This is a genomic window from Paenibacillus qinlingensis (genome assembly GCF_031455095.1).
Classification (GTDB): Bacteria; Bacillota; Bacilli; order Paenibacillales; family NBRC-103111; genus Paenibacillus_E; species Paenibacillus_E qinlingensis_A.
Genome location: NZ_JAVDSB010000002.1, coordinates 456,232 through 469,814 on the forward strand (window position 1 = coordinate 456,232; position 13,583 = coordinate 469,814).

Consider the following 13,583-nt stretch of genomic DNA (forward strand, 5'->3'; position numbering starts at 1 on the left):
GGACAACACTGTTTCTGCACTGTTTATCCTTCGATTATCATTAGTTAGCCTAGTTATCATTCGTTAGGATAGAAGACAAATTCATCCGATACACGTGCCGTTGTCCTTCATGCGTTGAATCAAAGGAAATCCATGTGCCCTCTCGATTCCAGCGTGGATGTAGATCGCAGCGAATATCACCGTCTAGTTCAGGCATGGAGTAATACGAGCCGAGCTTGATTCCCTTTTGGGTTTGTAGGTTGTTGATATACAAATGCCGATAAGAATCGCTATCTGGGTAACTGTCATAAAGCATGAAACGCCGATCTGGAGAGTAGCTGCAATGTCCATCTTTTAGAAAAAAAGACGTATCAATCGTCTGTATCTCATGCTTCTTGTCTTTCCACACATAGAGCTGCTCGCCCTCAGGATGGGTCTGCACTTCACCAGCGTGAATCACCAAATGCTCGCGATCCCGCCAATGATAATGCGATGCATACCCATAGTCGGCAAGCAGGAATACATCGGAACCGTCCCTATTCATCGTCACGATAGCCGTTTTCCATATCTTATCTGTATCTGGAAAACAGCGTACTAGCGCGATCAGGCGCGAGCCATCCGTGTTAAAGGTGATATGGTTAATCAATATTTTTCTATCCTCACCTTGAAAATATGATTTCGTAAATTTCCATATCTCCTGTAATGAAATCGTCAGCTGACTCTTTCCTGACTGCAAGTCGATTAGATAGATACCATCATCGTGCGGATGAAGGACGTTCGCATAGGGATCGGCTTCACCAGCATAGCCATATCCCGGACGAAAATCGTACATGCGGGGAAAATTGATGCTAACCGCATAGCGTCCAGTCGGGTCCACATTGGCAACTGGCCTCTCCAAGGAGTATGACTTGCCTGTTGTCAGATTCAGCACAACACCTTCATAATTGCTACCGTTCCTCGCATTATAAATAACCGTATCCTGCGGGTAGACGGGATGCCATTGCAGCATGCTCCCCTGCTGGAAGTTCCATGCTGTTGTCTCTGCGATGACGGTAAAGCTGTTGTTGCTTAAATCGATATATCCAAGCTCGGCTTGGTCTTTCGCATGCGGGAGACGATTGCAAAACGCGACTCTATGGCAGAGATGATACCGATCATTCCCGCTCCAAGCCGGTGTGTCATAATAACCGAAAAAATAATGACCATCTTGTTTTGTTATTCGTTCTGCTTGTAACACCTCGTCCTTTATCCGATCCATTGCTCGTGACCTCCAGCTTCCACTGATGTGTAGTTATAGCTAACACTCGTCGAATACGCGAGGCATATGTCATGACGCTTGTGTTCAGCCGCCTCTGCGCAATCGAAAACTTGAATATGATCAAGTCGTAAATTCGTTCCATACGCAATCGTCATATAAGCAGGCTTAATCATGAATTCCGTATCTCGTTGCTCTTTAAGCGTCCGCCTACCCGTGACAGGTTTGTAGCGATTGCCGAAAGGCGTATAACCTGTAATGCGCATCGTGATTTGTTGAAACGATAGGTTGTCAATTCGACTATCCGGTGCTCCTTGCACAACAATGGAGCTTCGCGTGCTTATAAAGAGATCGCGGAAAGCAATATCTCGCACACTCCCCAACTTGGAATCGGCATGCCGTTTCTCAATATCCATGAACACGGGAACCACTGGCTTGATATCGTACAGATCTGCCGATTCAATTGTGATCCCACTCATTTGCACTCTCTCCACAGTTCCTCCGTCTTTAACGAAGATACCGATCCCAATCGCTGATTGAATGGTGCAGTGACTAATATAGACATCACTAATCGTCCCATAAATCTCCGTTCCAAACTTAATGGCTGTATTCGGGGACTCCAAGATGCAATTCATCACGAAAATGGGCCCGCAAGCTCGATTTTCCGTGCTCTTAATCGGAATGCAATCATCCCCAGTCGATAGGTGACAATCCTTAATAAATACATTTCGACAGCCATCTGGTACGATGCCATCTGTATTCAAGTGATAACGATAATTGTGAATGGAAATTCGGTTAATATGAACGGTATCGCAATGCTTCAAATGAACAGTCCAAAACGCGCTGTCCCGAATACAGATATCTTCCAACGTCACAGAGCGGCAATCATCTAAGAGCATGGTGCATACCCGTAATTCAGGATGCTGTGGTACCCCCCACCAGGAACCGAACTTCTCTGTGCCGAACCCTCGAATCGTGCCTTTGCCCGTAATACCGAACGACTCTGCATTCGTCGCTTTAATTAAAACCTTGCTCTTGTCCACGCCTGACCAATCTTCTCGGTAATCGGCACGATGCGTTGAAGCCCAAAGCGTAGCCCCTATATCCAAATGAAGCAGTACCCCGCTCTTCATCTCTATACTTCCAATCGTATAGTCGCCAACCGGAACGTTCACCGTCCCTCCGCCATTCCAGTGACATTCATCTATGGCTGCCTGAAATGCTGCGCTATCCAGTTTAGATCGATCCCCCACAGCTCCATAAGCCTTCACATCCAACATGTTCGACCACGATCCTTTCTTTTTCTTGAACACGAAAGTATCGTAACGTGTTTGAGAATTATCCGTATATATTCATTACCTAACCATTTACAAATCCGATCGCACGCAACTCTCCAATATCCGGTCGATTGCCTCTCGATACACCTCGTCCGGATGCACCTTCACTACGTAAGCATGCTTCCCATCTGCATGCACGTCGAACGAGTTCCTGCCGGAATCCACATCCACGTGGGCAGTGCCCACGACGGTCCGATAGCCAGCCTCTTCCTCGTCTCCGAGGCAGGCGAGCAGCACGAGCATCGGGTCCCACGAGCTGCGGCCGTTCGGAAAGCCGTGGTCGCGCAGCGCCAGTGCAACGTTGTCGTCCTCCGGCAGCGTACCGCCCGTCAAAATCTTGTTCGACACCTCCCAGCCTAGGAACGTGATCGGAGTCGGCCAGTGTGCACAGACATGATGCCCGGCGACAATGGAGCGTCGGTTACGGGCGAAATTATTTTCCACACCGCTCCCGTCATTCTCCCAGTGCCCAGCCATCACCCACAGCTTGTTCACCTTCAGTGTCACCAACTCCAAGCCCGTCAGCGGTGACAAGTCGTCCCCGGGGCTCTGCAGTAGAGCGGCCAGCACTTGCTGGTAGCCAATCTCGATGAGGTCAAGCTTGTTCGGCATCTCAGCGAGCGTACGACGGTACATCCTTACCGCATCTTCACAGTCCTCGTTCCGCTTGGCTCCGTTTAAGCGTTCCGCCATATTTTTCTGGTACTTCGGCACTTTGCCGAAATCTGTAGCCTCTATATCAATGCCGATCCGCACCCCCGGCCTGCCCTCCGCCGTCAAAAAAGCATCCAGCGATGCCGCCGAATACGGCATGCATGCGCTCATCCCGACCGCAGCAATCTTCACCATGCCTTGTTGCTCCGCCCAAACGAGCACGCGCATCGCGACTACATCATCACTGTCTGTCCACCAATCGGTACCGACGATGACCGATCTACACCTACGTGATATTCCCATGCTAATCTCCCTCACTTTCCATAAGCTTTCACATCCAACACGTTCGACTACGATCCTAGCCTTATTCCGTGATATAAAGAAGAACCTTGGTCAGGAGTTCCTAACAAGGATCTTGAGCACGGAAATATCGTAACGTAATTGCGAATGATCCGTATATATTCATTTCCTAACTATTTTGTTGGACATCATTAAAAAAGGAGTAGCCTGCCACATAGCAAGCTGCTCCCTTAATGATTTACCTATCGTTATCTGTCGTACTTCATTTCATAGATTTTTTGGAGAGTATGAACATGCTTCGTCTTCCCGTCACCAGCCTCTGTGCGAAGATACCCCTCCACAAACCGGTACCCGAATATAAGAAGGATGAACTCGTAAACACAATGATCAGCGATCTGGGATACATCCGCATACTCCGAAAAACCTTTGTAATACGCAGGGATACATCGTTGGTAGTGTTCGACCATGCGATCAATATCCGCTTCATCTGCAATCAGGCTTGCGAGATCCTCGCCCAGGTAGCCCCATCCGGCAGAGTCCCAATCGATAAGTGCAAAACTCCCGTCTGCATAGATAAGATTGGTTATCCAGAAGTCTCGGTGACATAGCACGAGGGGTAATTGTTCAATACGGGAAAAAATCTCATCTGATTGCTCATCAATGTCGATGAGCATCTGCCGCAAGTGTCCAGGCAATTCGCAGTCCTTCGTTCGTATATAATCGTAGACGACCGGCCATGAACGGTAACGCATATATCTATTCTTCATGAGATCCGCATGGCTCAGGTTAGTTAGTTTCTGCAGCACTGCGGGTTGCTCTGCATATAGTTTACCTTGAAAGCGCCCTAACGCCAGCGCGGCATTTTCATACATGTCACTGGTCAAGTCTAAACCAGTTACACCATCGATATATTCCAGCCACAGCTGGTATTCATTCCCTTCGGTATTAAACTCGGCGTGATAACATGTTGGCCAACGGAGGGCTTGCGAGAAAGTCTCCCCCAAGTCAGACGAATAGAGATCATATTCCCGACGCCATGAACCCGGATCACCATAACGATCCCATTTTTTCTGGATTTTCAGCACTAAACGGTAAGGCAATTTGTCACCATCTTCGGTTTCGGCGATCCCTGTTACCAGATAAACATTTCCCACAGTTCCGCCCTGTAACGGCATAGTTTGCCAATCGGTAGTGATGATATTCGTCTTGAACCGTTGTTCTAATACGTAAATCAGCTTTTTAAGCTCAAAATTCATTTATTTCCTCCATTTTCTTCTTTATCGATGCTATTGAGAAAACGACAGCCATTTATCAGCTGTTTAGATAATTATATCAAATGTAATTCCTTATTATGGGAAGACTTTCGTTATAACTGTTCTCTCCCTAATAAAAACAGCAGCCGATTATCGCTACCGGCTGCTGTCGTATTATTCTGAACTAACGATCCTCGTCCCTCAAAACGATATAACGAACCCCCTTGGCAGAGCGGGGGCATATCCTATTTCGGACTTCTGCGATTTCTGGAAAAAACCACGAGCGCTGCGATTACCATCGCACCAAAACCTACAGATTTGGCTGACTCGGCTTCCATTCCCAGCAGCATGCAAAGATTGGTAACCAAGCTTTTCGTTAGGAGTGCAACCACAATCAGCATAATCGGACGAATAAAATTGTACTTTTTCATATGTGCCACCTTTTCTTGTATGTCTTCCCCTTTCTATTATAAACAAAACAAGAGTTGTCGCGAGACAAATCTATCAACTATCACATGGGTGTTACCCTAGTGGTCAACCTGTACAGCTCCCCTTGGTATCAGCTCAAGAAACTCAAGACGATTTCCGAATGGATCATGTAAATAGAAACGTTTTACCCCTTCATCTGTTCTTGCATCATCGTCTATTACTTGAGCATTTTTTTCGAGCAAGTATTTTCGTAATGAATCGATATTCTGAACATGAAATGCGGGATGAGCTTTTGTAGCAGGAACAAAATCCTTTTGAACACCAATGTGTACCTGATGAATACCGCATTGAAACCAAACTCCACCACGCTTTCTCAAGTTTTCAGGCTTAGCAATTTCTCTCCAACCAAGTAAGTCAGTAAAGAACGTTTTCGCAGTTAGTTCGCAGCCTTCAGGAGCAGCCAATTGAATGTGATCAATACCTAGAAAATTAAAAGACATCATGTTACCACTCCTTAAAGTTTCATTAAGTGAAACTAAGTTTCATTTTATTAATTTTACATTAAAATCCAATAGAAATCTATAGATATTCAACTCTGCGTTAGTTAAACCATATTTAAATACTTCGATAGGCGATATTGATTCCATTCGATGTGGGTACCTGCGTACAAAAAAGAGAGGCAGTTAGAAACCGTATGGTTTCTAACTGCCTCATTTTTATTCATTTATCTTCGTTGCTTTGATGCGATGAATCACATTTTTTTCTTGTTGGTGATTCATCTCTTCGATTCTTCTGTTTAGAAAAAAAGCATCGACCCAACTCCACAGCAAAGATCCAGATAGTATGATTATGCTAAACCATAAGAGAAATTGACTAAATGATTCTAAATCTGTGTAGATTGCCAATAGAATAATGCCAATACCCGGAAAGACTGTGGCTGTAAACATAAGGCTTGCATACAGATAATTTTCTGTATAATAACGATGCGCTCCAAAATAGTGCAACACCGACCATAACGCCCATACAACTTCCTTGGATTTGCGCTTCTTAAGAAGTTCCGCTTCTAAGATAGCTAGCTCTTCTAGTGTTAACGTACGTAATAAATGTAAATTATCCATACGTTATGCAGGTGATAGCTGAGCCGCAGCAACTTCTGAGTTTTCCCGTGCTTGGTGAATCAAACGAATTTCTGAAATAATTTCATTTTCAACTTTTTCATTTGTATCTCTAATCATACCTGAAAGCAAGAACAAGTCCACCAGGGTCCAAATACCTAACCCACCTAATGTGAGTAACATTGCAACTCCTGTTCCAGTTCTACCCAAGTAGAAACGATGTCCCCCAATTCCGCCAGTGAAAAACCAAAGTAACCATGCGATACCACCTGTTTTTTGCTTCTTACTCATCTCGGAAGCAAGTAATTGAAGCTGTTCTGACGTTAAACTCTGTTTTTGTAATAGTGACGACATAATTCGACCTCTTTTCCTATGATGGTTAAATTATATCGTGTTCATCTACATTTTATATCAAATTACTATAAAAACTGGTTAATTTTTGATAAAGTTTTGTATAAATATTACAAATTACTATTGTATTTTGCACTCACCTGGATGCGGGTAAAGGTCCGTTAAACGTTTTTTACCTTTCATTCCTTAACCAAGAGGTACATCATTCAAGATCACACCGACTTCCGAAACACCATCCACTGGATCGCCATAGTCATATCTTGCGGTAATCTTTCCCTTCTTGTATATATAGCCTTGAAAAAATGATTCACCTGTCGGTGAAAATCCTGCCATTCCGTTTATAGCAAAAAGAGACCCTCAGCAACGGGCTGAGAGTCTAAGTTTATATTTAAAAAGGGGGTCGACTATTATTATAATCTTTAATGATTAATACCAGATGAAAATAAGATTTCAATCATGTAACAAATATTCCTGTCAATCAAGGGGTTTTCGAAACTGCAATCCATACCTCTGCTGATGGATGATGACCTGGTGGGTAGTAGCACTCAATACCAGGTAAGTTGGCGAGTTCGTATCCTGATGTTGGAACCCACTCTGTATACAGCCTTTTCCAAATACCTTGAACATCTAGTTCAGGAGTTACTTCAAAAACCGCCCATGTGCTCGCGGAGAAGTTCAGCTTTTCCATGTCATCGGGGAGCCCCTCGCCGCTAAGAGCTGCAAAGTAATAATCGAACTCCTCATTATTTCCAAAATCGCCGTTGGCGCAAATCCCAAATATACCTCTCGGATTTCTTGGCGGATGTGCCCATAATATCTCAATCAGTTTATCTAACTGTCCGTTATGTTTTGCCTTTTCCCAAAGACCTGGAATCACATCGAAAGCTTCATTCGTATTTACACGCTCTTTGAAACCAACCGTTGAAAACGCTTCAAGTCGCTCTATTTTGTAATTCATACCAACAGCTCCTTTCATACTAAATGAAAAAGTCATACTAGGAAAAGCTATGAGTGCTTAAATGACCATAAATTTTCAAATAAAATGTATTGCGTTTCCCCCCTTCAATGACAACAAAGAGGAGCTACTGCTGAACCTGATTTACTAAATTAATGAAGTCGGATTGAGCTAATGCATGGCTGCCTAGTTGCTCACGATTTCCGTCGATATAATAAACAAATCGAGCTAAAAAACCATTTTGACCTTCCCACCATATGGATTGGCTAGTCATATCTTCTTGGTAATACGCTTGTTTCCCACTTTTAAGTTCCAGGGGCTGCTTGCTTTGTTTGGGTAGTTCCTCTGGTTTATCAATTACCTTGCTTAAAATGTATTTTATTTCTTGAAGAGTCTGCTTGTTTTTATAATGAAATATGAATTGTTGGAGATATTCTGGATTATCCATTGCGATCTCTGAACGAACCTCATTAACTTCAAATGGAAAGCTAAAAGGTTCTCTAAAATCATAAAGTATTGATTTGCTTTTTACTTCAACTTGTTTGCTGCTACTACACCCACTTATTAAAATACAAAGTATGAATAACACACTAAATTTCCTCATTTATCCACCTCTTCTAATTTAACGCATTACTTACCATGAATAGAAGCTAGCAACAAACTTCTATTCTATTCATCCTAAGTTGAATCAGCTATAATATGTCCATCACTTGTAGTTTAGATTGGAGTTTAATCATGAAGATAAGAAATTTAGTACTATCTGCATTAATTGCTTTTTCTACGATTTTGGCTACACTGCCGGTATTTTCCCCTCGAGCAGAAGCTTATACGCCTATTCTGGAACGAATTAGTGCTAATCATGTCAACATCGTTCAGGGGAATTCTACAAAAGTAATAGTTACAGCATTTTATACGGATGGTTCCACATCTGACATAACACCTAACGTGTCCTGGAAAATTTATACGCCAGCAGTGGCCACAATTTCAGACGGAAATCTCATAGTTGGTTTAAAAGAGGGAGGGACTTATGCTACAGCTACATACAAAGGAAAGGACAGTACAATTCTTGTTACTGTAGATAGTAAGAGTAGTAGCACTTCAAATAATAGTGCTTCAACTAATTCTTCGATAAACAATTCAACTATGAAGACTACTAATCCTAATTCCCCTGAGATCACTTCATTTTACTATGACAAGGAGGTTAAAGGTGTTAGTTTAAAATTTACAAGTTATGATGTTTTACTCGAGAAGAAAAATAATAAAAATGAATGGGTACTTGTAGGCAAATACTCCAACACGTATAGTGAAAAGAATCTTCTACCCGGCATTTACACGTATAGATTAAAGCATTTATCTGGTGCAAGCCCAGAAGTTTCGGTGACGGTTCCAGAGCACTTTGTTGATATGAAACCGGATGTGTTCGGTCGTGATGAGGTCTATAAGCTTTATATGGACGGGATTATTGACGGTTACCCAGATGGTTCTTTTAGGCCCTATGGAACGATTACAAGAGCAGAGGTAGCTAAGATTCTTCATCCTCTTTTTCATGATACGGAATCAAATAAAAGGAGTACATTCAAGGATATTGATGGACATTGGGGGTTTAAGTACATTTTTCACCTCTATCAAATTGGATTAATTCAGGGAGTAACTGAAGATAAATTTGATCCAGACGGAAATATGACAGGAGAGCAATTGGCCGTTATTTTGAAGAGAGCGTTAGAGGGAAGGATTTCGTTAGATCATACCTATAAATCTATGAATGCTTCTCCTTGGGCGAAGGAGAGTTTGGACTTTGTCTATTCCGCGAGATTGTATGACTTTGATATGATGTATCTTGCAAAAAAAGATTTTGGGAGAAGTGAAGTCGCTTATGCAGTTGCAAAAGCTCTTCAGTATTTAAACAAAAATAAACCCCCGGGATGGTAAGAGTGAAGTATGCTAAATCATGATGTTCTCTTGAATAACCTGTAATACACATAAACGCTAACAAAATAAATTGGAAATAAGATTAATCCTGTAAAAGCAGAAAGCATAACAAAATCAACCTTGCTACTTTCATTATCCGAATCAAAATTTATAAATCCATAAGCAACAAAGAAAAGCCAGAATACGGTTACTAAATATCCAACTCTATAAGGCAGTTTCATTTTTTCACTTCCTTACGCTTACTTGGCAAAGTAATGCCCCCTATGAATTATATGCCTCTTACATATAGACGGCAATAAATGGAAAAAGTTTTAGATTCACCACGTTAAACTGTTATTCTCAATCCCACTTTAGTCCCCCCCTCCTACACGAACAAAAGGACGTGCTTGTCAGCACGCCCTTCCTTGCATTATTGACGCGGTAAGTACACACCTTCTTTTTTGTTGTACCTGTCTGTCGCCTCTTTTATCACGACATCGCCGCCTTTTTTCTTATACTCCTCAATGACTTTCGGCCAGTCCGAAATTGGTTCTTGACCGTAAATCATTTTGACCATATGCCCCACGAGAAGCGGAGGGAATGCGCCGTTTAGATCTGGATTTTTCACCAAGGAATCTAATTGTGGATCAAATACGATGGAATCCCGACCTTCTTTGGTCAGCGTATTTTTCATGAAATCAATAACCGGTACTCCAAGCGGATTCAGCATCAACGATTTGGTAAACGTATTATCTTTTACAAACCAGAGATCTTTCTGACGGAACTCCTCTACGTTAATTTCATCTGGCGTCTCTGCGATTTTATAGTTGACTTTGCCGTTTTCTGTTTTGTAAGTATCCCCTTCAATGCCATAAGTAAAGTATTTATCTGCATCATCGGTCAGCATCCAATCGAAGAATTTAATAATGCCAATCGCCTTTTCTTTGGACACTTTTTTATTAATGAGATAGGTACGATTAATGGACTGACCTAAAGCCGATCCGCCTTTTCCATCAGGTCCAGTTGGAGCCAATGTTTGAATGATGCTGCCATCTGGAATCGCAGCTTTTAGCTTTTTCTCAATGTTCAGCTTATCTTTGGCACCAAGCATATACATGCCTGTTTTTGCACTATAGACATTTTGCGCTAGGTTATTTCCGTTATTCGTTGGAAACTCTTTGCTCATTAAACCTTCATCCAGCAACGTTTTGTAGGTTTGAAGAGCTTTCATCATCGCATCAACCTTGAAGAATTTGGGTACAACCTGATCCCCTTGCAACTCAAATTGGTTAGGAAGCACATCGTAAGCACCAAAGAATTGGTCTGATAGGTTGAATTTGTCCAGGGCAAGGAATGGTTGCTCCACACCATTTTTCTTAAATGCTCTAAACATATTGAGATATTCATCGACCGTTTTTGGCGGCTGCAAGCCTGCTTTATCCAGATAATCTTTGCGAATATAGGTGGACAAGGTATTGGGAATGGAGACAAATTCAGGAATCGCAACGATTTGGCCTTTGTACTTGACGCGGTCCCAAGCAGCTGCCGGAATCTTCTTCAGCAGATTTTGACCATATTCTTTGAGTAAATCGTCTAGCGGCATGAATACATTCGATTGCACGGCACCTGCAAGTTCTTTACCGTAAATGGAAGAGCCCCCACCGCTGCTCATGACGACATCAGGAATGTCACCTGAGCTGAATTTAAGAATTAATTTTTGTTCATAATCTTTTTGCAAAATGAGTTCGATCTTCGGTGCTGTGTTCGTCAATTCCGCTAATTTCTTAACGAATTTGTCGTTATTAATATCCGTTATCGTTTCCAGATATTTACCACGTCCCTCCATCACCATGGAGAAAGCCGTTGGACCTTTCACTTCTGCCGATTTCGTCTCCGTTGCTTTCTTTTCTCCCTCAGGTTGTGCCGAGTTAGAAGAACATGCGGCTAGTAAGGATCCAAATGCCATCGTAGCAGCTACTGCGAGTATACTTGCTTTTCTTTTACCCATACCCAATCCCCCTCATCACTTGTTTACATGTTGCTGTGAATCCTATGAAGCGCTTCCATCCAAACTATAGATGCATTTTAGAAAAGGGTACATTGTTTTTCTTTACCATAGTTGTCAAATTTTTAGGTACTTATGATTTGATGGAGCCAATCATTAGCCCTTTAACAAAATATTTTTGTAGAAAAGGATATACCACAATGATCGGTAATGAAGACACAACGACGACCGCCATCTTAATCCCGTCAGGGGTAATATTATTCATATCGATCAGCAGACTGGCATCTGTCATAATATTGGCATTTGCAATAATTTCCTGCACTTTGACCTGCAACGGATACAAGGCACGGTTATTGATATAGAAAATCGCTGACATATAGGAATTCCAATGCCCTACTGCGTAAAATAAGCCCATTGTGGCTAATACTGGCTTGGATAAGGGAAGTACAATATTCCAAAGAATCCGCTGCTCACCACAACCATCGATCCGTGCGCTGTCAATTAATTCTGAAGGAATCTCTTGAAAAAAAGAGCGCGTCACAAAAAAGTTAAACGCCGAGATCGCACCTGGCAGCACCAAAACCCATAGTGTATTTAACAAACCTAGCTGCTTCAGCCACAAGTAATTGGGAATAAGGGGAGCTTGAAAAATCATCGTAAGCAGCACGAGCAATAGAATGACTGTTGCCCCTCGATATTCCTTTCTAGACAAAGGATAAGCTAAAGATGACGTTGCAAGCAAGTTAAACGCTGTGCCAAAAACAGCCAAACAAATGGTGATGGCAAAGGCACGCCAAATGGTATGGTTATGGATGACATAATCATAACTGATCAGGGTAAACTGCACAGGCCAAAAGAAAACATGACCGCCTTCAATGGCTTTTGCACTGCTCAATGACTGTGCCCATACGTTTAACAACGGCAGAAATGCAAGCAAAGCAATCGCAGCCATCAGAAGACCATTGCAGGCCAGAAAAATTTTACGAGACATACTTGTTGTTCTCATGCTTTGTCCTCCTGAACAAACTAAAATAACCCTTGGCCTGTCGCTTTTTTACTCAGTGTATTTCCGAGCACAAGCAAGATAAGGCCTACAAGTGACTTAAACAAACCAATCGCTGTCGTATAGCTGTATTGTTGCTGCAGTAAACCTACCCGATAGATATAGGTATCCAATGTATCCCCGCCCGCTTGGTTCAAGGAATTAAGAAATACGAAGACTCGCTCAAAACCGAAATCCAAAAAATGACCAATCTGCATTAAAAATAAGATCGTGATTGTGGGCAGCAAGGCAGGAAGTGTAATGGCCGTCGTTTGCCGCCACCGATTCGCACCATCCATCTCAGCAGCCTCGTATAAATCAGGATTAATGCCTGTAATAGCGGCCAGATAGATGATCGTGCCCCACCCTGTATCACGCCATAACCCAGCGCCTACAATGACGCCTTTTACATACTGCTCTTCTCCGAGGAAAAACACGCGATCAAGTCCTAAAGCAGCCAATCCATGGTTAATAAGTCCATGTTCTTGACTTAAGAGCGCAAGGGCAATTCCGCTAATGATGACCCATGATAAGAAATGCGGCATGTACACAACCGTTTGGAGAACACGTTTATACATCATACTGCGAACTTCATTGAGCAGAAGGGCAATTAGAATAGGCGCCGGAAAGGCAAAAAGCAGATCGAACCCCGCGATCAATAAAGTATTCTTCAGAATGCGGAGAAATTCGTCATACTGAACCATTTTGACATAATTATCCCATCCTACCCATTCGCTGCCCCAGAAGCCTTTAAAAATGTTATAATCCTGGAAGGCAATGACAGACCCTCCTAATGGAATATACTTGAAAACTAAAAAATACAAGATGCCTGGAACCGACATCCAATATAAGGTTCTCATTTTCCAAATGTAGCTCCAGATGGGTATTTGCTTCGTATTCACTTTGGTCGTCGTTTGGGACTGTGTTCCTGTAAGAGCCATGATCCCCCTCCTTCTTCTAGTTGATCTACCTCCATACTACCGTGGGGTACACAAAGAAA

Annotated in this window: 15 protein-coding genes; 1 reads left to right on the forward strand and 14 read right to left on the reverse strand. The window is 42.6% G+C overall.

Going from position 1 to position 13,583, the window contains the following annotated elements:
- Positions 1-49: 49 nt before the first annotated feature.
- The 11 genes from J2736_RS09870 to J2736_RS09920 form a co-directional block, all read right to left on the reverse strand.
- The gene (locus tag J2736_RS09870; protein ID WP_310225953.1) at positions 50-1,237 is read right to left on the reverse strand and encodes a TolB-like translocation protein; all 1,188 of its coding nucleotides are present in this window, start codon (positions 1,235-1,237) and stop codon (positions 50-52) included.
- Positions 1,225-2,514, reverse strand: a complete 1,290-nt coding sequence (locus J2736_RS09875; RefSeq protein ID WP_310225954.1) for a glycoside hydrolase family 28 protein — start codon at positions 2,512-2,514, stop codon at positions 1,225-1,227. The genes J2736_RS09870 and J2736_RS09875 overlap by 13 nt, the downstream gene beginning before the upstream one ends.
- A gap of 87 nt (positions 2,515-2,601) precedes the next feature.
- The gene (locus J2736_RS09880) at positions 2,602-3,528 is read right to left on the reverse strand and encodes a nucleoside hydrolase (protein ID WP_310225956.1); all 927 of its coding nucleotides are present in this window, start codon (positions 3,526-3,528) and stop codon (positions 2,602-2,604) included.
- Between the two features lie 245 nt (positions 3,529-3,773).
- On the reverse strand, positions 3,774-4,781 hold the full coding sequence (locus tag J2736_RS09885; RefSeq protein ID WP_310225958.1) for an aminoglycoside phosphotransferase family protein: 1,008 nt from the start codon (positions 4,779-4,781) through the stop codon (positions 3,774-3,776).
- Between the two features lie 242 nt (positions 4,782-5,023).
- On the reverse strand, positions 5,024-5,209 hold the full coding sequence (locus J2736_RS09890; protein ID WP_310225960.1) for a hypothetical protein: 186 nt from the start codon (positions 5,207-5,209) through the stop codon (positions 5,024-5,026).
- A gap of 96 nt (positions 5,210-5,305) precedes the next feature.
- Positions 5,306-5,707: a VOC family protein gene (locus J2736_RS09895; protein WP_310226371.1), complete on the reverse strand. Its 402-nt coding sequence runs from the start codon at positions 5,705-5,707 to the stop codon at positions 5,306-5,308.
- 216 nt (positions 5,708-5,923) lie between these two features.
- Complete coding sequence (locus J2736_RS09900; RefSeq protein ID WP_310225962.1) at positions 5,924-6,325, reverse strand: NINE protein; 402 nt, start codon at positions 6,323-6,325, stop codon at positions 5,924-5,926.
- A 3-nt stretch (positions 6,326-6,328) separates the two neighbouring features.
- A complete protein-coding gene (locus J2736_RS09905; RefSeq protein ID WP_310225964.1) occupies positions 6,329-6,676 on the reverse strand; it encodes a TM2 domain-containing protein in 348 nt (115 codons plus the stop codon).
- A gap of 183 nt (positions 6,677-6,859) precedes the next feature.
- Positions 6,860-7,006, reverse strand: a complete 147-nt coding sequence (locus J2736_RS09910; RefSeq protein ID WP_310225966.1) for a hypothetical protein — start codon at positions 7,004-7,006, stop codon at positions 6,860-6,862.
- 145 nt (positions 7,007-7,151) lie between these two features.
- Positions 7,152-7,631, reverse strand: a complete 480-nt coding sequence (locus J2736_RS09915) for a GyrI-like domain-containing protein (protein ID WP_310225968.1) — start codon at positions 7,629-7,631, stop codon at positions 7,152-7,154.
- A gap of 124 nt (positions 7,632-7,755) precedes the next feature.
- Complete coding sequence (locus tag J2736_RS09920; protein WP_310225970.1) at positions 7,756-8,232, reverse strand: hypothetical protein; 477 nt, start codon at positions 8,230-8,232, stop codon at positions 7,756-7,758.
- A gap of 131 nt (positions 8,233-8,363) precedes the next feature.
- Here J2736_RS09920 and J2736_RS09925 point away from each other — a divergent pair, with 131 nt between their 5' ends.
- Positions 8,364-9,557, forward strand: coding sequence for an S-layer homology domain-containing protein (locus tag J2736_RS09925; protein WP_310225972.1), 1,194 nt, complete (start codon positions 8,364-8,366; stop codon positions 9,555-9,557).
- Positions 9,558-9,966: 409 nt separating this feature from the next.
- Here J2736_RS09925 and J2736_RS09930 read toward each other — a convergent pair whose 3' ends face one another.
- The 3 genes from J2736_RS09930 to J2736_RS09940 all read right to left on the reverse strand — a co-directional run bounded on the left by J2736_RS09930 (position 9,967) and on the right by J2736_RS09940 (position 13,524).
- Positions 9,967-11,544 (reverse strand): type 2 periplasmic-binding domain-containing protein, encoded by a 1,578-nt coding sequence (locus J2736_RS09930; protein ID WP_310225973.1) that lies wholly within the window; start codon positions 11,542-11,544, stop codon positions 9,967-9,969.
- A gap of 130 nt (positions 11,545-11,674) precedes the next feature.
- Positions 11,675-12,547 carry a carbohydrate ABC transporter permease gene (locus J2736_RS09935; RefSeq protein WP_310225975.1) on the reverse strand — a complete coding sequence of 291 codons (873 nt, stop codon included), beginning with the start codon at positions 12,545-12,547 and terminating at the stop codon, positions 11,675-11,677.
- A 20-nt stretch (positions 12,548-12,567) separates the two neighbouring features.
- On the reverse strand, positions 12,568-13,524 hold the full coding sequence (locus J2736_RS09940; RefSeq protein WP_310225976.1) for an ABC transporter permease: 957 nt from the start codon (positions 13,522-13,524) through the stop codon (positions 12,568-12,570).
- Positions 13,525-13,583 lie beyond the last annotated feature (59 nt).